The 20,106-nt window shown below is 68.8% G+C and carries 19 protein-coding genes; 11 read left to right on the top strand and 8 right to left on the bottom strand.

Features of this window, described 5'->3' with window-relative positions; genetic code table 11:
• Positions 1–241 precede the first annotated feature (241 nt).
• The 3 genes from ACFVVM_RS26495 (at position 242) to ACFVVM_RS26485 (ending at position 3,124) form a co-directional block, all read left to right on the top strand.
• Complete coding sequence (locus ACFVVM_RS26495; protein ID WP_387623468.1) at positions 242–892, top strand: YdcF family protein; 651 nt, start codon at positions 242–244, stop codon at positions 890–892.
• 97 nt (positions 893–989) lie between these two features.
• Complete coding sequence (locus ACFVVM_RS26490; protein WP_387623466.1) at positions 990–1,799, top strand: SAM-dependent methyltransferase; 810 nt, start codon at positions 990–992, stop codon at positions 1,797–1,799.
• A 44-nt stretch (positions 1,800–1,843) separates the two neighbouring features.
• Positions 1,844–3,124: a diguanylate cyclase domain-containing protein gene (locus tag ACFVVM_RS26485; protein WP_387623463.1), complete on the top strand. Its 1,281-nt coding sequence runs from the start codon at positions 1,844–1,846 to the stop codon at positions 3,122–3,124.
• 27 nt (positions 3,125–3,151) lie between these two features.
• Here ACFVVM_RS26485 and ACFVVM_RS26480 read toward each other — a convergent pair whose 3' ends face one another.
• On the bottom strand, positions 3,152–4,144 hold the full coding sequence (locus ACFVVM_RS26480) for an acyl-ACP desaturase (RefSeq protein WP_387623460.1): 993 nt from the start codon (positions 4,142–4,144) through the stop codon (positions 3,152–3,154).
• 213 nt (positions 4,145–4,357) lie between these two features.
• On the opposite strand from ACFVVM_RS26480, the gene ACFVVM_RS26475 reads away from it, so the two are divergent.
• A complete protein-coding gene (locus ACFVVM_RS26475; protein WP_387623458.1) occupies positions 4,358–5,578 on the top strand; it encodes a KasA/KasB family beta-ketoacyl-ACP synthase in 1,221 nt (406 codons plus the stop codon).
• Positions 5,579–5,663: 85 nt separating this feature from the next.
• Positions 5,664–7,547, top strand: coding sequence for a long-chain-fatty-acid--AMP ligase FadD32 (gene fadD32 / locus ACFVVM_RS26470; RefSeq protein ID WP_387623456.1), 1,884 nt, complete (start codon positions 5,664–5,666; stop codon positions 7,545–7,547).
• Positions 7,548–7,601: 54 nt separating this feature from the next.
• Here the strand turns inward: fadD32 and ACFVVM_RS26465 are convergent, their stop codons facing one another.
• The 4 genes from ACFVVM_RS26465 to ACFVVM_RS26450 form a co-directional block, all read right to left on the bottom strand.
• Positions 7,602–8,750 (bottom strand): LCP family protein, encoded by a 1,149-nt coding sequence (locus ACFVVM_RS26465; protein ID WP_387623454.1) that lies wholly within the window; start codon positions 8,748–8,750, stop codon positions 7,602–7,604.
• Positions 8,751–8,830: 80 nt separating this feature from the next.
• Positions 8,831–9,373 (bottom strand): YceI family protein, encoded by a 543-nt coding sequence (locus ACFVVM_RS26460; protein ID WP_387623452.1) that lies wholly within the window; start codon positions 9,371–9,373, stop codon positions 8,831–8,833.
• Between the two features lie 90 nt (positions 9,374–9,463).
• Positions 9,464–9,658: a hypothetical protein gene (locus tag ACFVVM_RS26455; protein ID WP_387623450.1), complete on the bottom strand. Its 195-nt coding sequence runs from the start codon at positions 9,656–9,658 to the stop codon at positions 9,464–9,466.
• Positions 9,655–10,878, bottom strand: a complete 1,224-nt coding sequence (locus tag ACFVVM_RS26450) for an MFS transporter (protein ID WP_387623447.1) — start codon at positions 10,876–10,878, stop codon at positions 9,655–9,657. The genes ACFVVM_RS26455 and ACFVVM_RS26450 overlap by 4 nt, the downstream gene beginning before the upstream one ends.
• Before the next feature lie 105 nt (positions 10,879–10,983).
• On the opposite strand from ACFVVM_RS26450, the gene ACFVVM_RS26445 reads away from it, so the two are divergent.
• Complete coding sequence (locus ACFVVM_RS26445; RefSeq protein WP_387623444.1) at positions 10,984–11,826, top strand: DUF72 domain-containing protein; 843 nt, start codon at positions 10,984–10,986, stop codon at positions 11,824–11,826.
• 314 nt (positions 11,827–12,140) lie between these two features.
• A complete protein-coding gene (locus ACFVVM_RS26440; RefSeq protein WP_387623442.1) occupies positions 12,141–12,467 on the top strand; it encodes an Rv3235 family protein in 327 nt (108 codons plus the stop codon).
• Positions 12,468–12,493: 26 nt separating this feature from the next.
• On the opposite strand, the gene ACFVVM_RS26435 is transcribed toward ACFVVM_RS26440, so the two are convergent.
• Positions 12,494–12,937, bottom strand: a complete 444-nt coding sequence (locus ACFVVM_RS26435; protein WP_387623440.1) for a GNAT family N-acetyltransferase — start codon at positions 12,935–12,937, stop codon at positions 12,494–12,496.
• Positions 12,938–13,254: 317 nt separating this feature from the next.
• Here ACFVVM_RS26435 and ACFVVM_RS26430 point away from each other — a divergent pair, with 317 nt between their 5' ends.
• A complete protein-coding gene (locus ACFVVM_RS26430; protein ID WP_387623437.1) occupies positions 13,255–13,845 on the top strand; it encodes a DUF1707 domain-containing protein in 591 nt (196 codons plus the stop codon).
• On the opposite strand, the gene ACFVVM_RS26425 is transcribed toward ACFVVM_RS26430, so the two are convergent.
• Positions 13,842–14,303 carry a DUF4254 domain-containing protein gene (locus ACFVVM_RS26425; RefSeq protein WP_387623434.1) on the bottom strand — a complete coding sequence of 154 codons (462 nt, stop codon included), beginning with the start codon at positions 14,301–14,303 and terminating at the stop codon, positions 13,842–13,844. The two genes, ACFVVM_RS26430 and ACFVVM_RS26425, sit on opposite strands and share 4 nt — an antisense overlap.
• A 159-nt stretch (positions 14,304–14,462) precedes the next feature.
• Positions 14,463–15,608, bottom strand: a complete 1,146-nt coding sequence (locus tag ACFVVM_RS26420; protein ID WP_387623432.1) for an acyl-CoA dehydrogenase family protein — start codon at positions 15,606–15,608, stop codon at positions 14,463–14,465.
• A gap of 307 nt (positions 15,609–15,915) precedes the next feature.
• Here ACFVVM_RS26420 and ACFVVM_RS26415 point away from each other — a divergent pair, with 307 nt between their 5' ends.
• The 3 genes from ACFVVM_RS26415 to ACFVVM_RS26405 all read left to right on the top strand — a co-directional run bounded on the left by ACFVVM_RS26415 (position 15,916) and on the right by ACFVVM_RS26405 (position 20,083).
• On the top strand, positions 15,916–17,235 hold the full coding sequence (locus tag ACFVVM_RS26415; protein ID WP_387623429.1) for a hypothetical protein: 1,320 nt from the start codon (positions 15,916–15,918) through the stop codon (positions 17,233–17,235).
• Positions 17,236–17,310: 75 nt separating this feature from the next.
• On the top strand, positions 17,311–18,582 hold the full coding sequence (locus ACFVVM_RS26410; protein WP_387623427.1) for a hypothetical protein: 1,272 nt from the start codon (positions 17,311–17,313) through the stop codon (positions 18,580–18,582).
• A 154-nt stretch (positions 18,583–18,736) separates the two neighbouring features.
• Entirely contained in the window at positions 18,737–20,083 is a 1,347-nt protein-coding gene (locus ACFVVM_RS26405) for a hypothetical protein (protein WP_387623425.1), read from the top strand.
• Positions 20,084–20,106 lie beyond the last annotated feature (23 nt).

Raw genomic sequence — 20,106 nt, 5'->3', positions numbered from 1 at the left:
CCATTCCGAACCCGGAAGCTAAGGCCACCTGCGCCGATGGTACTGCACTCGACAGGGTGTGGGAGAGTAGGACACCGCCGGAACATCCTTCACGAAAGCCCCCCAGCTGATGCTGGGGGGCTTTCGTCGTTTCCGGGGTCTACCTGCGGGTTCGCAGTCCGAACTGGCGACATTTCACAAAACGAGGGTGGGTGGGGCCGGTTTCCGTCACCATGATGCGACGTCGCTTCGGGAGGTCATCATGGACTGGCTCTTCACTCACAACACTCTGCGTCGTGGCGCGGTGGCCCTGGCGCTGCCCGCCGCTCTGATCGGTGCGATCGCCACCGGCGGCCCGGCCGCCGCGGCACCGGCACCCGAGCCGCTGGCCGGCGTCTCCGACCAGGTCACCACCGGACTGCTCGGTGCGGCGAAATCCGTTGCGGGCATTGCCGGTATCAGCCTTCCCGACACCTACGGACCCGAGACGGCGATCGTCGTGCTCGGCTACGGGCTGTTGCCCGATGGCACGATGCGCGCGGAGCTGAGCAACCGGCTGCACGCGGCCCTGGTCCAGGCGTTCATGTCGCCCGCCTCCCCGGTCATCGTCACCGGCGGCAACCCCCGCAACGGGATCACCGAGGCGCAGGTGATGGCGGACTGGCTCATGGTCCGCGGGCTCGCGCGGGATCGGATCCACGCCGAGACCGAGGCAGGCTCGACCGTGCAGAACGCCAAGTTCTCGGCGCGGATGATGGAGGCGCTCGGCGTGCACAAGGCCGTGCTCATCACCTCGGCCGATCACATGCGCAGAGCGCTGGAGAACTTCCTCGACGCCGGCGTTCCGGTGGTCGCGACCATGACACCGGATGTCGCGCCGCTGTGGGCGAAACCGTTCGGTACGGACAGATAGCCGGTAGCCACGCCGATGTCGGTGGCGCCGTCTACGATTCCCCTGGCGCCACAGCGGGCATGGACGGCGCCGGCGGATCGATGGACAGGGGATTGCGATGGACAGGCCTGCGTGGGCACCGGACGGCGTCGACATGCAGCAGCCGAGCCCCGCTCGGATGTATGACGCGCTGCTGGGCGGCTCGCACAACTTCGCGGTGGACCGGAAGGCCGCCGAGGCGGCGATCTCGATGGTCCCCGATCTGCCGCGCCTCGCCCTGAGCAACCGGGCCTTCCTGCGCCGGGCGGTGCGTTTCATGCTCGACGCCGGGATCCGGCAGTTCCTCGACATCGGGTCGGGCATTCCCACCGCGGGCAATGTGCACGAGATCGTGCACGAGATCGCCCCGGCGGCGCGCGTGCTCTACGTCGACATCGATCCGGTCGCCGTCGCCCATTCCCGGACCATCCTGCTCGGCCGGGAACGGGCGGGCGCGATCGAGGCCGATCTGCGCGAGTCCGGCGAGTTGCTCGACGCGGTCCGCGCGACCGGGCTGATCGATCTCGACGAGCCGGTCGGTCTGCTGTTGATCGCGGTGCTGCACCTGGTGGCCGATGCCGATGATCCGGTGGGCAAGGTGGCCGCGCTGCGGGAAGCCGTCGCGCCGGGCAGTTTCGTGGCCATTTCACATCTGACCTCCGAGCTGCGGCCGGAGGACGCCGGTAAGCTGGGGACGCACTCGGCGAAAGAGAGCAGGGTCGGTATCCAGTTCCGGCCCAAGGACGCGATCGTCGAGCTGTTCCAGGGATGGGATGTGATCACTCCCGGCGTCGTCGAGCTGCCGCTGTGGCGGCCGGAGTCGGATCGGGATCAACACGAGCAGCCGGGCCGCTCGCTCGGTCTGGCCGGGGTAGGCCGTAGGGACTGAGCCGCGGGCACGGCGGTGCGATCGGATGACAGGGTGGATGAGTAGTGGGGTCGTGGGAGCTGGCGCAGCGGTGGGCCGCAGCCCTCGACGGCGTCGTAGCTCCCACTCTCACCCGCACCCAGATCGAGGAGATGCTCGCCGCGCTGTGCACGGGTCTGATCGATGCCGCTCGCGGCGGCGAGGATCCCGATGTCGCGCGTCAGGCCGCCCGCATGCTGGTGGCTGTCAACTACCGTGATCCGGCGGCGGTCAGCCGCACGGTGCGGGTGATCTGCGAGGACCTCGTGGTCGCGGCCGCCGATGGACCGGCCGATCCGGCGCTGCCGGAGATCCGGGGTCGAGCTGTCGGGCTGGCCGCAGATTTCGCGGCCGGCTTCACCGCCGCGCTGCGCTCGGCCGCGCTGGCTGAGCAGGAGGCGACCCTCGCCGCGACGTTGGCCGCGGCCAGCGATGCCGAGAGTCGCCGGGCGCTGTCGGAGGCCCGTTTCGAGGCGGTGTTCGATGGCGCGCTGGTTGGCATCGGCACCGTCGACATGACCGGCCGGGTGGTCAACTGCAATGCCACGATGGCCGAGATGCTCGGCCAGACCCCGGACACCATGCCTGGTCGTACGGTCGCCGACATCCTCGGCCCACAGAATCTCAACTACGCGTTCGAGCAGTTGCAGCGGATGGTCGCCGGGGAATCCGAGAGCTTCCGGACCGAGACGGAACATCTGCGCGCCGACGGCCGGATCACCGCGATCGACCTGTCGATGTCGGCGGTGCGCGATGCCGAGGGCAGCATCCAGTTCCTGATCGGCGTCGCGGTCGACGTCACCGAGCGCAAACAGCTCGCCGACCAGCTCTGGCACGACGCCAACCACGACGCGCTCACCGGACTACCGAACCGCCCGCACCTGTTCAACCGGCTGACGACCGTCGAACCGCCGATCGGCGTCTGCTACCTGGATCTGGACGGCTTCAAGGAGATCAACGACCTGTGGGGACACGCGGTCGGTGACCGGGTACTGCGGGTGGTCGCCGACCGGATGCTCGAGGCGGTTCGGCCCACGGGCGCGCTGGCCGCCCGCATCGGCGGGGACGAGTTCCTGGTACTGGTCGAGAACTGTTCGGGGGAAGCACAACTGGTCGACCTGGCCGACGAGCTGATGGCCGCGCTCACCGCACCGCTCGAGATGGACGGGCACACGCTTGCGGTCGGGGTGAGCATCGGGGTGGCGTTCTTCGAGGAATTGCCCGCTACCGCAGACGAATTGGTGCATGCCGCCGACGCGGCGATGTACCGGAACAAGAACGACGCGCGTCGCGATCCGGCCCGTTGACGAGGCGGCCGGAGCGCGACCCGGCGCTCAGACGGGTTGGCGTTCGCGGGCGGCCGCGCGGGCCAGTGACCGGTCGCGCTGCTCCTCGAAGCGCACGACGTCCTCGCGCAGCCGGTCGAGGAAGGCCGCGAGCTCCTCGCGTGCCCGCTCGCCCCGCGCGGTGAAGTCGGTGCGCTCGAAGATGTTCCACTTGCGCAGCACCGGCAGCAGGACCTCCTCGAGGTGCTGGCGCAGGTCGTAGATGCCGTGCTTGGCCATCAGCACGCCATTGCGGCGCCAGCCCGGCATCCCGGCGCCCGGCATCTGGAAGCCCTGCACGATCGTGCTGATCGCCTCGATGGTCTGATCGGGCGCGAGGTCGAGCGCGGCCGCGCACAGGTTGCGGTAGAAGATCATGTGCAGGTTCTCGTCGGCGGCGATGCGGGCCAGCATCCGGTCGGCGATCGGGTCGTCGCAGACGCGGCCGGTGTTGCGATGGCTGACGCGGGTGGCCAGCTCCTGGAAGGTCACATAGGCGACCGAGTACAGGAAACCGGCGCCGGAGGCGATCTCGATGTCGCGACCGCGTGACTTCTCGTCCACCACCGCCATCGCCGAATAGCCGTTGGTCATGTGGATCATCCTGGCCTGCTCCAGCGCGACGGGATCGACGCCGCGGGTGACGACCAGGTAATCGCGCATCACGATGCCGTGCCGGTTCTCCTCGGCGGTCCAGCGACCGACCCAGGTGCCCCAGGCGCCGTCCTGGGAGAAGTTCTCGGCGATCTCGCGGTGATAGGACGGCAGGTTGTCCTCGGTGAGCAGATTGGTGACCATCGCGGCCTTGGCCAGCTCGCTGAGCGCGGATTGCTCTGGGTCCCAATCGATTCCGCCCATGGCGGCGAAATTGCGGCCTTTCTCCCACGGCACGTAGTCGTGTGGATGCCAGTCCTTGGCCATCGCCAGGTGTCGATCGACGTTGCTCGCGGCGATGCCTTCGAGTTCGATGAGCAGTTCCAGTTGGGTCAGGTTCCTGGCCACGCTCGTTGCCCTTTCCTGTCGGTGAAAAGCGAGAGTTGCGTCGGTCCGGTAGTGTTGCCCGTCGTCGCCGGTGCTCAGGTCGATCGCGACCCACCGACAATAGCCCCGGCGCATTGCGCGTCTCGCGCCGAGTGCATATACGCTCCACCAGTTCAGCTCCATCAGCGGTTCCCGATCCAGTCGTGGCATAGCTAGAGAGAGTGAGCGAAATTTATGACGGACATCGTGGTCACGAGCCTGGCGGCGACCACGTCGATCGCGGGCGACGTCGACTCGACCTGGAAGGGTCTGCTCAACGGCGAGAGCGGGATCGACGTTCTGGAGGATTCCTTCATCGATGATTTCGACCTGCCGGTGCGGATCGGCGGGCACCTGAAGGTCTCCCCGGCAGCGTCGCTCACTCGCGAAGAGGCGCGCAGGCTGTCCTATGTCGAGCAGATGGCCGTGGTGCTCGGCCGCGAGGTCTGGCGCAACGCGGGTAGTCCCGAGGTCGACCGCGACCGGCTCGGCGTCTCGATCGGTACCGGGCTCGGCGGCGCCGAATCCCTGATCTACGCCCGCGACAAGCTCAGCAACGGTGGGTACCGCAAGGTGTCGCCGCTGACCGTGCAGGCGATCATGCCCAATGGTCCCGCCGCCTGTGTCGGGATCGAATTGGGCGCGCGTGCAGGGGTTTCCACGCCGGTCTCGGCCTGCTCGTCGGGTTCGGAGGCGATCGCCAACGCCTGGCGGATGATCATGATGGGTGACGCCGACATGGTGGTGACCGGCGGCGTCGAGGGCTCGATCCAGGCGGTGCCGATCGCGGCGTTCACCCAGATGCGGGCCATGAGCACGCGCAACTCCGATCCCAAGGCGGCCTCGCGGCCGTTCGACGCCGACCGCGACGGCTTCGTCTTCGGCGAGGCGGGCGCGATGATGGTGATCGAGACCGAGGAGCACGCCAAGGCGCGCGGCGCGACGATCCACGCGCGGCTGCTCGGCGCGGGCGTCACCTCCGACGGATTCCATCTCGTCGCACCGGATCCCGAGGGCACCGGCGCGGCACGGGCCATGACGCGGGCGATCCAGACCGGCGGGATCGACCGCACCGACGTCGGCCACATCAACGCCCACGCCACCGCGACCCCGATCGGCGACACCGCCGAGGCCAACGCCATCGCCAAGGCGATCGGTTCGCACGCCTCGGTGTACGCGCCGAAATCGGCGCTCGGGCATTCGATCGGCGCGGTCGGCGCGCTCGAATCGGTGCTGACCGTGCTCAGCGTGCGCGACAGCATCGTTCCGCCCACCCTGAACCTGGAAAACCAGGACCCCGAGATCGATCTCGACGTCGTCTCCGGGCAGGCCCGCCGCGGCCGCATCGACTACGCGGTGAACAACTCCTTCGGATTCGGCGGGCACAACGTGGCCATCGCCTTCGGTCGGTATTGACGACGATCGCCTTCGGCGGCGCCTACTAGGTCATTGCACGAGATCAGCCTCTCGGCGAGGCATTGTGCGTTGAAAAGGATAGGGAATGATCGGCGAGACTTTCGACGACTATGTGGACGAACAGGGCGCGATCCGGATTCCCGGTGACCAGACCTTGATCGACTTCGTCGACAAACACAGCGAGGCCAATGGCGACGACCTGGCCTATCGCTTCATCGACTATTCGCGGGAACGTGAGGGGGAATACCAGGAACTGACCTGGCGCGAATTCGGAGTCCGGCTGCGCGCGGTGGCCGCACGCCTGCAGCAGGTGACCAAGCCCGGCGACCGGGTCGCGGTGCTCGCGCCACAGGGACTCGACTATGTCGTCGCGCTGTTCGCGGCGGTGTACGCGGGGAATGTGGCTGTGCCACTGTTCGATCCGGAGGAGCAGGGTCACAGCGACCGGCTGCACGCGGTGCTCGGCGACTGTGATCCGGCCGCGGTGCTCACCGTCGGCAGCGCGGCGGCGGGGGTGCGCAACTTCTTCCGCGAACAGCCAGCTGGACAGCGGCCGAGAATCATTGCGGTCGAGGCGATTCCGGACACCGTCGGAACGCGGTGGCGCAGGCCCGACATCAACATCGACAGCGTGGCGTATCTGCAGTACACCTCGGGATCGACCAGGGTGCCCGCCGGCGTGGAGATCACGCACCGTTCGGTCGGCACGAATCTGCTGCAGATGATCGATGCCATCGGCATCACCGAGAACGCGCGCGGGGTCACCTGGCTGCCGCTGTTCCACGACATGGGGCTGCTCACGGTGATCCTGCCGACCATCGGCGGCAAGTTCATCACCATCATGTCGCCGAGCGCGTTCGTGCGCAGGCCCTCGCGCTGGATCAAGGAGCTGGCCGCACAGGCCGATGGCGCCGAGATCTATTCGGCGGCACCGAACTTCGCGTTCGAGCACGCCGCGGTGCGCGGGCTGCCCAAACAGGACGAATCGCTGGATCTGTCGAATGTGATCGGGCTGATCAACGGCAGCGAGCCGGTGTCGGTGGCCTCGATGCGCAAGTTCAACGAGGCGTTCGCGCCGTACGGGTTGTCCAAGACCGCGATCAAGCCCTGCTACGGGATGGCCGAGGCCACGCTGTTCGTCTCGGCGACCAAGCGCGATGACGAGGCGCGGGTGGTCTACGTCGATCGCGGGGAGTTGAACGAGGGCCGGATGGTCGAGGTCGACGAGCACGCGGCGAACGCGGTCGCGCAGGTCTCGTGCGGGTATGTGGCGCGGTCGCAGTGGGCGGTGGTCGTCGATCCGGACACCGGCGTCGAGCGTCGCGAGGGCGAGGTCGGCGAGATCTGGCTGCACGGCGACAACATGGGTATCGGTTACTGGGGTCGCGCGGCGGAGACCGAGGAGACCTTCCACAACCGGGTGAGCGCCCGCAACCCCGTCGGCAGCCGCACCGAGGGCGCACCCGATGACGCGAAGTGGATGCGCACCGGCGATTTCGGCGCCTATCACGACGGGGAGCTGTTCATCACCGGCCGGGTCAAGGATCTGGTGATCGTCGACGGTCGCAACCACTACCCGCAGGATCTCGAGTACTCCGCGCAGGAGGCGAGCACCGCGCTGCGGCCCGGGTTCGTCGCGGCGTTCTCGGTGCAGGCGGGGCAGTTGCCCGCGCCCGTGCTGGCGGCCAGCGGCTGTACCGACGACATGGCCGAGCAGCTGGTGGTGGTGGCCGAGCGTGGCACGGGTGCGGCGAAGCTCGAGCCGGGGCCGATCGTGGACACGGTGCGGGCGGCGATCGCGCGTCGGCACGGCGTCACGGTGCGTGACCTGCTGCTCGTGCCCGCCGGGTCCATTCCGCGCACGTCGAGCGGCAAGATCGCCCGGCGGGCATGCAAGGCCGCGTATCTGGACGGCACGCTGCGGGGCGGGTACCGCCAGCAGGACTACCCGGACGCGCCGGAGGGCTGAGTTCGGCGAGAACGGTTCGGCCGCTGGAGGTTTCCGGCGGCCGAACCGTTCTCGTCAGTGCACGCAGGGGATCGGGCCGTCGCTGGTGGTCGACATCGGAGCCCGGTTCTCCAGCTGCGGTTGTTCGGTCGCGGGCTCGGTTGTCGCGGGCAGATTCTGCCCGAATGCCGTGCGGACCTCCTGCTTGATCGCGGCCGGGTCGATGATGTTCACGTCCTGGCCGTCGATCACGTCGAAGCGCACCACCGGCAGGGTGCGGAACTCGACCGGCACCGATCCGGCCGCGCCGAGATCGCGGATGAAGTCGAACAGATTCCAGCCGTCGGACAGCACCACATTGCGGTGCGCCGCGTCCATCAGCGCCGAGAGCTTGCTCAGGTTGGTGAGTGTGCCGGATTCGTCGAGTGACTTGGCGACCGCGGCGAGGAAGGCCTGCTGGCGACGGGTGCGGTCGAGGTCGCCGTCGGGCAGGCCGTGGCGTTGGCGCACGAAGGCCAGCGCCTGGGCGCTGTCGAGATGCTGTGGGCCCGCGGGGAAGACGGCACCGGAATACGCGCTGTCGTCGACGGCGGCCTCGAGGCACACCTCGACGCCGCCGACCGCGCTCGCCAGATCGTGGAAACCGGCCAGGGAGATCTCGGCGAACCGATCGATCGGCACCCCGACGAGATCACGCACGGTGGTGACGATCGAGGCGCGACCGGCCTCGCGGCCACGGCGTTCCAGCACCACCGGATCGGTCTCGCCGCGCTCGATCAGCCGTGCCTGGACCGCGGCCTTCTTCAGGCCGTAGGCCTCCTTGATCTTGATCTGGGAGTATCCGGGAATGCCGATGGCGGGCACGTAGTTGTCGCGCGGGATGGAGAACGCGACGACCTTGTCCAGCTCGGCCGGAATGTGCAGCAGGATCAGCGTATTGGCGTTGTAGCCGCCCTCGGTGCCGTCGCCGGCGTGCAGTTCGCGCAGGATCTCGGCGGGCAGGTCGTTGCCGTCGAGATCCTTGCGGGTGTCGAGGCCGATCAGCAGGATGTTGACGGCACCGCCGCGCGAGCGTGGCGCGTCGGGCTCGAGCGCGGTGGAATGGGTGACGCCGGAATCGAATTCCTGCTTGGCCGACCAGGCCAGACCGGTGCCGGTGAGCACGGCAAGGGCGATGACCGCCACCGCCATCCTGGTCAGGATCAGGCCGACGCGGCGCAGCACCGCGCCGTGGCGGCGCCGTGGCCGGACCGGCGCCTGCCTGCCGACGCGCTGTGGTCCGTGGCTCAGCGCTGTGTGCCGGCTCAGCTCTGCAGCCCCACCTCGACATCGAGCGAGAGGGTGATCTTGTCGCCGACCACGGCGCCGCCGTCGGCCATCGGGATGTCGGTGGTGATGCCGAAATCGCGGCGGTTGATGGTGGCGGTGGCGCTGAAACCGGCGACCGGGGCGCCCATGCCGGGGCCGGAACCGAGGAATTCGACCTCGAGGGTGACCGGGTGGGAGTTGCCGCGGATGGTGAAATCGCCGGTCAGGCTGAAATCGTTGCTCAGCGGGCGGAAGCCGGTGGCCTCGAAGGTGGCGACGGGATGGTTCTCGGCGTCGAAGAAGTCGGCGGTGCGCAGGTGGCCGTCGCGCTGCTCGTTGTCGGTGGTGACCGAGTCGACCTTGATCTGGACTTCCGCGTCGGCCGAGCCGTCGGGGTGTACGACGAGCGTGCCGGTGAAATCGGTGAAGCGGCCGCGCACCTTGCTCACCATCAGGTGGCGCACGGAGAACTGCAGGGTGGAGTGGGCCGGGTCGATGACCCAGGTTCCCGCGGACAGACCCTTGGTGGGTGCCGACATGATCTCTCCTCACTGAGCGAACCGGCCGCTGGCGGCCGACGGGTGTGAAGCGATGACGTCGATCAGCCTAGACCCGCCACGGCCCGCTGGTCAGTCCTCGCTGCTGGTGCGTTCGCCGAGGAATCGCAGCAGGGCCGGATCGGTCGAGGTGAATCGGTCGACCTCCTGACCGCCCGTGCATTCGAACAGTCCGATGGTGACCGTGTCGGCGCGGCGCCACAGCACCCGCCAGGTCGCGCCGGAGTCCTGCCAGCGGCGCAGGATTTCGATCGGGTCGGTACTCACAGCCGTTCACGGTAGTTCGCCGCGACCAGGGCAAGGCAGGCCGCGGCGATCAGCGCGGTGACCAGGTACATGGCCGGATACCCGAAGCCGAGGCCGCCGTGTAGCGACGACAGCACCGCGGGCACGCCGAAGCCGAGGTAGCTCACCGAGTAGAACACCGCGTTGAGTCCGGCCAGATCGCCCGGACCGGCGATGCGTTCGATCTGCTGCAGGCCGGCGACCAGGCCGATGCCGTAGCCGCTGCCGAGGACGACGGCGGTCAGCAGCGTCACCCAGACGCTCAGGGTGGCCGCGGTCCACGCGGCGAGCACCATGCCGATTGTCAGCAGGATCAGGGCGATCACTCCGGCGCGGGCGGTACCGGGCTTGTCGATGCGGCGGGCCACCGATTGGATGGTGAAACCGCAGCCCAGCGTCACCATGGTGACCAGTGCGGAGAAGGCGATCGGAGCCTGTTGCACGCGCGGGAGCATGAGCGTTGGCAGCACGGCGTAGGCGGTGGCGTTGGCGGTGAACAGCCACAGCGCGATCGGCACCGCGACGCGCAGGAACCGTCGATGCCCGGCGGCGGGGATCTTCATGTCATCGCGCAGGCGGCCCGGCTTCGGCTGACGGGTCACCGTTTCCGGGGTCCTGGCCAGCCAGAACGCCGTCGCGAGACACAGCGCTGCGTTGACGAGGTAGGCGGTGGAATCGGGCAGCGGTCCCCACTGGGCGAGCGTCCCGGCCACACCCGCGCCGAGCGCGAAGCCCGCGGTCAGGCTCATCGCCGAGCGGCGCGCGCCCGCGCCGGGAGCGGCGCTCGCGGCGAACGGTGGTTGGGACAGTTCCTTGAGCCAGCTGCCGCCGACCGCCATCGCGAGTCCGAGCGCGACACCGCACAGCATCCGGCCCGCGGCCAGCATCGGCACCGAGGCAGCGCCCACCGCGAGCAGCAGCGAACCGGCCGCGGCGATCAGCGGGGCGGGCAGCATGAGCGGGCGGCGGCCGAAGCGGTCCGAGAGCGGGCCGCCGATGAGCAGGGCGGGCACGATGCCGAGGACGTAGTAGAACAGCAGCAGGTCGACCGCGGTGAGCGGCAGGCCGTTGGCCTTGTACATGACCAGCAGCGGGGTGAACTCGTTGCCGCCCCACGCGATGGCGACCATGGCGGCGGACACGCCGAGCCAGGCGCGGGTGGCGAGGGCGGCACGGGGCCGCTCGGTGGTGAGAATCGCCATCACAGGCCCTTTCCGTGGTGCGCGCACCGGGGCACGCTCACGGGGCGAAATGGTGGCAACCGGTCTCATTTTAGGCGCGGGCGGTTGCTGTACTACCGTCGGCCTGTGCGGGAGCTGCGGATGGGGTGTGCCATGTGGACGCATCCGCAGTGGCAGCAGCGGTTGCCTGCACCCGGCGAGCGACTGCGGGCCTATGCCGGGCACTGCGGTGCCGTGGAGGGCAACACCACGTTCTACGCGACGCCGTCCGCGTCGACCGTGCGGTCGTGGGTCGAGCAGACCGCGCCGGATTTCCGGTTCGTGCTCAAGCCACCGAGGGCCGTCACCCATGAGCGCAGGCTGGTCGACGCCGAGGGTGAGCTCGCGGCCTTTCTCGACGTGATGGCGCCGCTGGGGTCGCGCGTGCACGCGCTGTGGATCCAGCTGCCCGCGTCCTTCGGGCCGAGCGAGCTCGGGGCGCTCGCGCGGTTCCAGCGTTCGTTGCCGAGTGGGTTGCGGTGTGCGGTGGAGGTGCGGCATCCCGCGTTCTTCACCGACGAGCGGGTCGCGGTGCAGCTGGAACGGGTGCTCGGTCGGATCGGCGCCGAATGGGTGCCCTTCGACACCACCGTCCTGTTCGACGGCCCGCCCGGTGATCCCTCCGAATACGAGGCCCGCGCGAAGAAGCCCCGCGTGCCCCGCCGGACCCGCGCCCTGACCGAGTACCCGATCGTGCGCTATCACGGCCGCGCCGACGAACAGCGCACCGTCGACGGCTGGCAGCCCTGGGTCGAGACGGTCGCCGGCTGGCTCCGCGAAGGCCGCTCACCCACCGTCTTCATCCACACCCCCGACAACGCCGCCGCCCGCCCCCTGGCCCGCCGCTTCCACGACGAGGTCCGCACCCTCCTCCCCGAGCTCCCACCCCAACCCGCCCCCGTCCCCGACGAACCGATGACCCTGTTCTGACACCGGACACCGCGCGGTCAGCCACATCGATTCCCCGGACGGTTGTCATAGGTCCATGGCATGCTGTGCGCCACCACTGGGGAGTGGGTGGGCAATCTCGAAGGGGACGAGCCATGTCTACGGAACACACGACGTTGCGGCCTGCGCCGCACTGCGAACCGCCACTCGAGCGTCTGGCTGTCGACCGTCGCGCGGAAGTGCGTGCACCGCACCGGGCTACCAGTTCCATCCGGCGCCAGGCGACCGGCAGTGCACCGCTCGGTGTGCGCAGAGCGGTTCGGGGCGCCTGTGCACCGGAGGCGCCTTCTGAATCGGTGAAGAGTGCCGGCACAACAAAATTCGCCGAATACGTTCTTCGGCTGGTGCTCGAGGTCGTCGATCGGCGCAGGCCGGTCACCCAGTTGCGTGCGGTGGCCGACCAGCGTGTTCTCGCCGCCGTGCGCACCATGCTCACGCAGGACCTCGCGCCCGGCCGGACTCTCGGCACGGCCGCCCTGGCGCGGGTTCACCTGACCGCCGCCGAACCTGGCTCCGCCGAGATCTTCGCCTCCTACCAGCGCGGACCCAGGACCTTCGCTGTCGCAGGCCGAATCGAAATGGTCAAGGACAAATGGACTTTGGTCGCGGTGCGCCTGTACTGACTCAACCGGGCTGCGCGGTTCGGGGCTCAGCGGTTGGTGAGAGTCCGGCGATAGGTGAGGGAGTCGCGTGCGTGGAAACCCGCGCGCTGGTAGAGCCGGTTCGCGGACTCGCGGGAGGGCCTGGAGGTGAGGTCGACGGTCCGCGCGCCGGCTCGATGGGCGAGTTCGACAGCAGTGTTGGTGAGATCGAACGCGACTCCTTTGCCGCGCATGGATTCGTCGACCACGACGTCCTCGATTCGGGCACGCAGGCCGGTCGGGATGCCGTAGGTGACGAGGCTGAGCATGCCGACGACGCGCTCCTCGGCGGAAGCGATGAGCAGTGTGGTGGATTCGGACTCGATGAGTTCGGCGAGCGCCTCGACGGTGACGGGTGCGGCGGTCGTCGACAGTTGACGCATCAGCGCCGTCACCGCCTGTGCGAGTTCGGTCGTGGCGTGGTGCGCGGCCGAGATCTGGATTCCACCCATGCGCCCAACGTAATCGACGGGGCGAGAGGGAATTCGGTCCGCGCCGTCGGTGTCGAGGAATGGAAACGGTCCCCGCTGCCCGATCAGCGGGGACCGTGTGCCGCGGCCCGGACCTTGGGGGAGGGTGGGTGTTGATTACCGGGCGCGCGGGTGGAGCTGGTGCGCTGGGTTCCGTGGCCGTATCGGGTGGCGCACCGGTTGGTATTCGGGGCAACGGGTGGTGGTGGCTTGGTGGGGGGGTTGGGGAACGGTGATTCGATCGGTGGGGCGAGGCTAGACTGGGGGCGACGTGAGTGCCGGTGCGAAAGGTCGATTCCATGACCGCGACTCCTGACCCCGACGGGCTGCTGTTGAGTGACAGCGAGCGGATGCATGCGCTGGATGCGCTCGGGAAGCATTTCGCGGATGGGCGATTGGACAGTGCCGAGTTCTATGAGCGCTCGGGGGCGGTGGCCACGGCCAGGACGGTGCGGGCGCTCGACGAGTCGTTTCGGGGACTGCCGGGTGGGGTGCCGCTCACGCGGGTGAACGGGCAGTTGGCGAAGGTTCCGTTCGGGGAGGGTGCCGTGGTGGCGGGTGGTGACTCGGCGACCCCGACCGCGGCCGCCGAACTCTCGGCGCTGCGGGCCAGGGGCGATCGGATCGAATCCATCGACTGGATCATCCTCGGTACCACCCTGATCAGTTTTCTCGTGCTGCAGGTGATCGTCGGGTGGGACTACGCCTGGATCCTGTGGCCGTCGCTGATCATCACCTTGAGCATTCCGCGAATGATCCTGCGGTTCAGTGATTCCGACGAGGAACTGTACGAGGAGCTGAAGGAATCCGAGACCAAGGCCCGGAAGAAGCGGCTCGCGGAGGCCGCGAAACGGATCAGGGAGCTCGAAGGCGACAAGGGCGCAGGCTAGTCGGCGTCGGGGAGGCGCCGGGTGCCGGTGGACACCTCGTTGACGAGATCGTCGTAGCCGCAGGCCAATTCGTGGAGTCGGAGCTGGGCGGCGTGGAGCTGGGGTTCGGCACCGCAGGCCAGGGCGCGGTAGGTGAGGGCGGCGAAGTGGGCCATCCGGTCGACGACGGCGCCGATGCTCTCGGTGTGCATGGGGGCCGTGGTGGCGGGCCGGGGCGAACGGATCGCCACCCAGCGGTCGATCTCGCAGACCAGACGGGCACGCTCCCAGTCGATCTCGCTGGTGTCGCCGGGGACGAGCTGCTCGCGCCGCTCGTGCAGGGTGGCCAGTTCGTGCGCGGCCAGCAGGACGGGATCGCTGTCACCGGTGACGCCGCACACCGCCTGCATCATCGGCTCGCGGGCCGGTAGGGCCGGGTCAGGACCGGTGCCCGATGACGCGTCGCCGTCCGTGTCCACTGTCGCCGCACCGTCCTCGTCGCCCGTGTTGCCCGCCGCTTCCGAAGGGCATTCGTGTCGGCGGCGGGATCGGATAGGTCGGTACGAAAACCGGCCGCGAACAGCGCATCCGCCGGATGGCTGTTCGCGGCCGGGAAGATCATCCGCGCGCGCCGGTCGTCACAGACTGCGGGCGATGATCTCCTTCATGATCTCGTTGGTGCCCGCGTAGATCAGCTGGACGCGGTTGTCGACCCACATCCGCGCGATCGGGTACTCGTTCATGTAGCCGTAGCCGCCGAACAGCTGCAGACAGGTGTCGGCGATCTGCATCGCGCGGTCGGTGGTCCACCACTTGGCCATGGCGACGGTGGGGATGTCGAGCTCGCCGCGGATGTGCTTCTCGACGCAGTCGTCGATGAACACGCGCGCGATGCGGGATTCGGTGGCGACCTCGGCCAGCTTGAACTTGGTGTTCTGGAAACCGAACACCGGACGGCCGAACGCCTCGCGCTCCTTGGTGTAGCGCAGGGTGTGATCGAGGGCGACCTCCATGCCCGCGACCGCGCCCAGCGACACGATCAGCCGCTCCTGCGGGAGCTGCTGCATGAGCTGGATGAAGCCCTGGCCCTCCTGGGTGCCGAGCAGGTTGGTCACCGGGACGCGCACGTCCTCGAAGAACAGCTCGGAGGTGTCCTGGCCCTTCTGCCCGATCTTGTCCAGCACGCGGCCGCGCCGGAACCCGGCGCGATCGGCCTCGACCAGCACCAGCGAGACACCGGAGGCGCCCTGGGTGGGGTCGGTCTTGGCGACCAGGATGATCAGGTCGGCCTGCGCGCCGTTGGTGATGAAGGTCTTGGAGCCGTTGATGACGTACTCGTCGCCGTCCCGGATGGCCTTGGCCTTGACGGCCTGCAGGTCGGAGCCGGTGCCGGGCTCGGTCATCGCGATCGCGCCGACGACCTCGCCGCTGGCCATCTTGGGCAGCCACTGCTGCTTCTGCTCCTCGGTGCCGTAGGAGAGCAGGTAGTGCGCGACGATGCCGTTGTGCAGGCTCACGCCCCAGGAGGTGTCGACCACGCGGGCCTGTTCCTCCATGAGCACGGCCTCGTGGGCGAAGGTGCCGCCACCGCCGCCGTACTCCTCCGGGATCGACAGGCACAGCAGGCCCAGCTCGCCCGCCTTGTTCCACAGGTCGCGGTCGACGTGGTGCTGCTCGCGGTACTTGTCGATATTGGGCGCGAGTTCCTTGGCCATGAAGGCGCGCGCGAGGTCGCGCAGCGCGTCCAGGTCCTCGTTCATCCAACTGGACCGAATGGCGGCCATCGAGTCTCCTTACGGCTCGGCACAGCACCGGCCGCAGGCGTGACCGGTGGTTACGGATACAGTGTGGACCACTATTGGCGAGGTGGCAATAGTCGGCGTTTCGGCAACGTTTGCGCACCGATGGGGAAAAATGGTGGACGCGGCGGGGGTCGTGCCGGATGCGCGTGTCGCCCACGGCGCGCCGTGTATGGGGTGCGGTGTCGGAGCATCGGTTTCACACCTGAGGGTGTATGGACTAAGAATGGCGTGTGCCGTTCACACGTGTGCTCACCTGTCTGCCTTCGCGATTCCGGGGCGGTGGTCTGGCATGACCGTCGAGTCTCCGCTCGAGGACGACGTCAGTCAGCTCGCCCAGCGCGTCGAACGGGCGCGCGGGCGCCTCGCCTACCAATTCGATCCCGCCCTCACCGACGCCCTGTCGGAAGACGAGCTGCGCGCCGAACGCGAACTGGCCGAACGCATCCGGGAACAGGATCGCGAACAGCGCTGGAAGCACACCCAGGCGATGGCCTCGGCCTCCGACCGGTCCCGACAGACCACCGAAGCAATCGAGAAGGCCGACATGCGAGATCTGCTGCTCGCCAGAAAGGCGATGGCCGCCCAGCGGCGCGAATCGAGCCCGCACGCGAAGCTGGCTTCGCTGTACCGGCACCGGTCGTGGTCGCTCAAGGCGCTGGCGGGCGTCGTCGGCGCCGGCATGCTCTGGTCGGCGGTGAACGTCCAGCAGAACATCGCCCCCGGTGGGCCGAGTGACCCGCTGTTCTGGTTCAGCTACCTGCTCGAGGCGATGATCAGCGTGTGTCTGATCATCATCATGGTCGGCACCAACAAGGTCGCCGAGTGGGGCGTCATCGACAACCGGCGCCAGGTCGCGCTCGCCGAGCTCGCGTTGCTCGGGCTCACCGTCACCCTCAACACCTATCCCTATGTGCGCGACGGCCGTTGGTACGACGCCGCGGTGCACGCGGTCGCGCCGGTGATGATCGGTGTCGCGCTGCTGATCCACGACGCGGTCAGCGCCCGCTACGGTCTTGCCATCACCCGGGCCACCAGCCAGGTCAGGGACATGCCCGATCCGGCCGAGAACATCCTCAACCGTCAGGCCACCGAGGGGGTACGGCTGACCTATCAGCCGCCGATGTCCGGGGCGGCGCGGGCCGAGGCGTTTGCCGCTGCCACCGAGGCCGCCGCAGTCGAGACCGCTCCGACCGTGCCGGTGACCAGGGAACCCGTGTGGACGCCGACCGAACCGGTCGCCAACGGCAACGGCCGACCCACCGAGAAGCGCAGGCGTTTCGGCATCGGCAAGCCGTCGGGGGACAAGGCCGCCAAGAAGGTCGCGGTTCAGGCACCCGCGCCCGCTCCCGAGGCGCCGAAGGCTCCCGCCGAGCCCGCCGAGGCGACCAAGCCCGCCGATTCGGTTCCGGCCGCGCGCAAGAGCACCATCTCCGATATCGAGGCGCGCGTCGAAAAGGCCTTCGCCGAAGCCAACTTCGGCTACGAGGCGGTCGAACCGGTCAACATCTACGACACCGGCCAGTTCCGCATCGCCGAGAGCCTCGAGCAGGAGCTCGCCGAGATGCGGGAGGCGCGTCGACAGGCCCGCAAGGAGCGCGCCGGTTCCTAGCCCCGAGCGGCGGCAACCTCGCTGAGCTGCTGATTCGTCGTTTTTCGGCGTGAATCAGCAGCTATTGTGCTGCGAATGAACGGGCGTGCGATCGTGGCAGCTTCGGTCGGTGCGCTGTGCGGGTATCTCAGCGGGTACGTGATCGGGCATACGCGAACGAATTTCGCCGTCGTCAGCAGTGGGGGTCGGGCGAGCTGGTTCGGGTCGGGTCCGGTGTGGTCGGCGGTCGCCGCGGCACTGGTCGCGGTGGTCGTGGTGGTGGTGCTGGGGAGGCTCCGGGCGCAGTATCTGGTCGCGGTGGGGGTCGGGGTCGCCGGGCTCGCGATGGTTGTCGCCGTCGCCGCGATGCATACTTCGGGAACCTCGTCGGAACAGTCGATCCTGGGTGGTGTCGGCGCCGGACTGCTCATCGCGACGGCGGTGATCAGGCCGGAAGGGCAGCGCTGGTTCGTGGTCGGGGCGTTGATCGCGGTGCTGTACGGGTTCCGGATCGATCACAGTGTCGAAATACCGCGCCGCTATGGCGATTACCTGTCGACGCGCACCGTCCCGGACCTCCCGGACAGTTGGCCGTTGCTCGTCGCCGCTGTGCTCGCGTTGCTCGCCGCGGGGTTCGTCATCGGGCAGGAGCGGGTCGAGCCGGTCCCGTCGCGGCGTGCGCTGGCGCTCGGCGTCGGCGTTCCGCTCGGCGCGGGTGCGTTGGTGCTCGCCGTGGGTGAGCTGCCCGGCAATCCGTCGGTGACGGTGGCCGTTGTCGCGGTGGTGGGGTTGGCCGGACTCGGCTGGTGGCTGCCGCGTCCGGACGGGGTGTACGTGCTGGCGATGCTCGCCGTCGCGGCGGTGATCGCGGTCGATCCCTCGATCGGTGCCGGGCCCGATCGGGTCGGAGTGTGGGTGCAGATCGGGTTGATGGTGCTCGGCGCATCCGTCGGGGCGATGTACCGAGCACCCGTGGTCGGAGTCGTGGTGTGTGCGATGGTGACGGTGAGTGGGCTGGCACCCGTACTGCTCGACAGCAACACGATCGCCGAGTTCGCGTTCCGGTTCGCCGCGCCGACGGCGATCGGTTTCGTCGTCGGCGCGAGCCTGCCCGCCACGTCGGTGACTGTGATCGGGCTGTCGGTGGTGCCGGTGCTCGCCCATTCGTTCGAGCGCCGAGTCCTGACGGCCGACTACGGTGAACCGGAATTCGGCTGGCTTGCGGAGGAAGCCGACTCCTACACCGTGGCGATCGGGCAGGAGTCGACCTTCCTCGCGGCAACTGTGACAGCCCTCGGCTGTGCGGCCATGGTGCGCTGGCGGCGACGACCCGTCGCGGACCCTGTTGTCGACGGCGAGGGGCGCTAGCGACAGCGCTCGGTCGCGGATCCGCTCGGCCATGGCGAGGCCGCTCGGCACCACACTCGGCAGGTGCCGCTCGACCTCGATGACTCGTCCGCGCGAAGTTGTTGTCGTAGGCCGTGGCTAGGGTGCTTCCGGAATACGGGGAGAGGAGAGCTCGGTGAACGCGCGTTCGGTGTCGGTGGGTGGGCTCGGGCTGTTCGCCGGGTTGGTGGTGGGCTATTACCTCGCTCATGCGGGGGCCGGGTCCGGGGTCGAGACGACGTGGACGGGGCAGCCGGTGGTGACCGCTGTCGTGGAGTCGGTGGTGATCGCGGTGGTGGTCTCGGCGGTGCTGGCGCGCGGGAATCCGCGATATCCGGTGGCTGCTGGGGCGGGGCTGGTCGGTGCCGGGCTGCTGGGGACGGTGTCGGCGATGGGGTCGCCGGGGACTTTTCGGGAGCAGGCGATTCTGATGAGTCTCGGAGTGGGGTTGCTCGGTGCCGCGGCTGTTCTTCGGCCTGGTGGTCAGGTGGGGTTCGCGGCCGGGGTCGTAGTCGCGTTGGTGTTCGGGGTGCGGGTGGACAATCTGCTGCTACAGGCCGGGTATCTGTCGTTCGAGGTGGCCGTGCAAGGGGGCACCGATGGCACGGTGACCTGGCCTCTGCTGTTGGCGGCCGTCGTCGCGTTGCTCGTCGCGGCATGGCTGTTGCGGTTCGAACGGGTCGAGAGCGAACTGCCGCGGCGCGGGGTGGCGCTGGGTGTCGGGCTGCCGCTCGGGGTGGGGGTGCTGCTGGCGGTGACGCATTCGGTGGTGGTGGCGGTGGCGCTGCTGGTGGTCGTGCTCGCGGTCGTCTGTCTGCGGGTATCCGGTCCCGCGGCGGTTGGGGTGGCGACGGTGCTCGCGGTGGCAGTGGCGGTCGCGGCGGATCCGACGACGGTGTTCGAGGCCGATGCTCGGTGGTTGTCACTGCAGGTGGTATTGCTCGCGGCGGGGGCGGCCGCCGGGATGCGTTGGCAGCGGCCGACACTCGGTGTGGGCATGCTCGCGGTGGTGACGGTGACGGGCGTTCTCCCGGCGCTGACCGACACCTTGGGGGTGACCGAAGCTGCCTACCTTGTCGTGTTTCCCGCCGCAGTCGGGTTCGCGCTCGGTAGCTGTCTGCCCGCACCGCTGCCGACTGTCATGACGGCCGCGGTGCTTCCGGTCCTCGCTCTGCTCGATGCCGTTGACGGGTGGTTCGTTCCAGAACCAGAGCCCGGCCCGGCCTTGCCCGGCACTTGGGTGCGGGTGGCCGAGGGTGTCGTCCCGTCCGGGCAGGCGGATCTGACTGCCACCGTCGCGGCGGATCTGACCGTCATCCGCACGTCGGTCGGGCGCTCGGAGACGGCGTGGCCGGTGTTCGTCGATGATGTCTTCACCGTCACACCACATCGGGTCGGTCCGACGGTCGCCGCGACCGCCCTGATCCTCGGCTGCGGTGTGCTCACCGCATGGCGTCGGACCAGGGCCGGCCGGGCGCTCTGAGCGCCGCGACCGCGTGGCGGGCT

The organism is Nocardia sp. NPDC058176, assembly GCF_042883805.1.
GTDB lineage: Bacteria > Actinomycetota > Actinomycetes > Mycobacteriales > Mycobacteriaceae > Nocardia.
Note: the sequence above shows the minus strand (reverse complement) of the source record. Positions and strands in the feature narration are given on the sequence as shown.

Excerpts from the sequence above, each read along its gene's own strand:
- ACFVVM_RS26495 (WP_387623468.1), top strand. The coding sequence starts at position 242 with ATGGACTGGCTCTTCACTCACAACACTCTGCGTCGTGGCGCGGTGGCC.
- ACFVVM_RS26490 (WP_387623466.1), top strand. The coding sequence starts at position 990 with ATGGACAGGCCTGCGTGGGCACCGGACGGCGTCGACATGCAGCAGCCG.
- ACFVVM_RS26475 (WP_387623458.1), top strand. The coding sequence starts at position 4,358 with ATGACGGACATCGTGGTCACGAGCCTGGCGGCGACCACGTCGATCGCG.
- fadD32 (WP_387623456.1), top strand. The coding sequence starts at position 5,664 with ATGATCGGCGAGACTTTCGACGACTATGTGGACGAACAGGGCGCGATC.
- ACFVVM_RS26460 (WP_387623452.1), bottom strand. The coding sequence starts at position 9,373 with ATGTCGGCACCCACCAAGGGTCTGTCCGCGGGAACCTGGGTCATCGAC.
- ACFVVM_RS26450 (WP_387623447.1), bottom strand. The coding sequence starts at position 10,878 with ATGGCGATTCTCACCACCGAGCGGCCCCGTGCCGCCCTCGCCACCCGC.
- ACFVVM_RS26435 (WP_387623440.1), bottom strand. The coding sequence starts at position 12,937 with ATGGGTGGAATCCAGATCTCGGCCGCGCACCACGCCACGACCGAACTC.
- ACFVVM_RS26430 (WP_387623437.1), top strand. The coding sequence starts at position 13,255 with ATGACCGCGACTCCTGACCCCGACGGGCTGCTGTTGAGTGACAGCGAG.
- ACFVVM_RS26420 (WP_387623432.1), bottom strand. The coding sequence starts at position 15,608 with ATGGCCGCCATTCGGTCCAGTTGGATGAACGAGGACCTGGACGCGCTG.
- ACFVVM_RS26415 (WP_387623429.1), top strand. The coding sequence starts at position 15,916 with ATGACCGTCGAGTCTCCGCTCGAGGACGACGTCAGTCAGCTCGCCCAG.
- ACFVVM_RS26410 (WP_387623427.1), top strand. The coding sequence starts at position 17,311 with ATGAACGGGCGTGCGATCGTGGCAGCTTCGGTCGGTGCGCTGTGCGGG.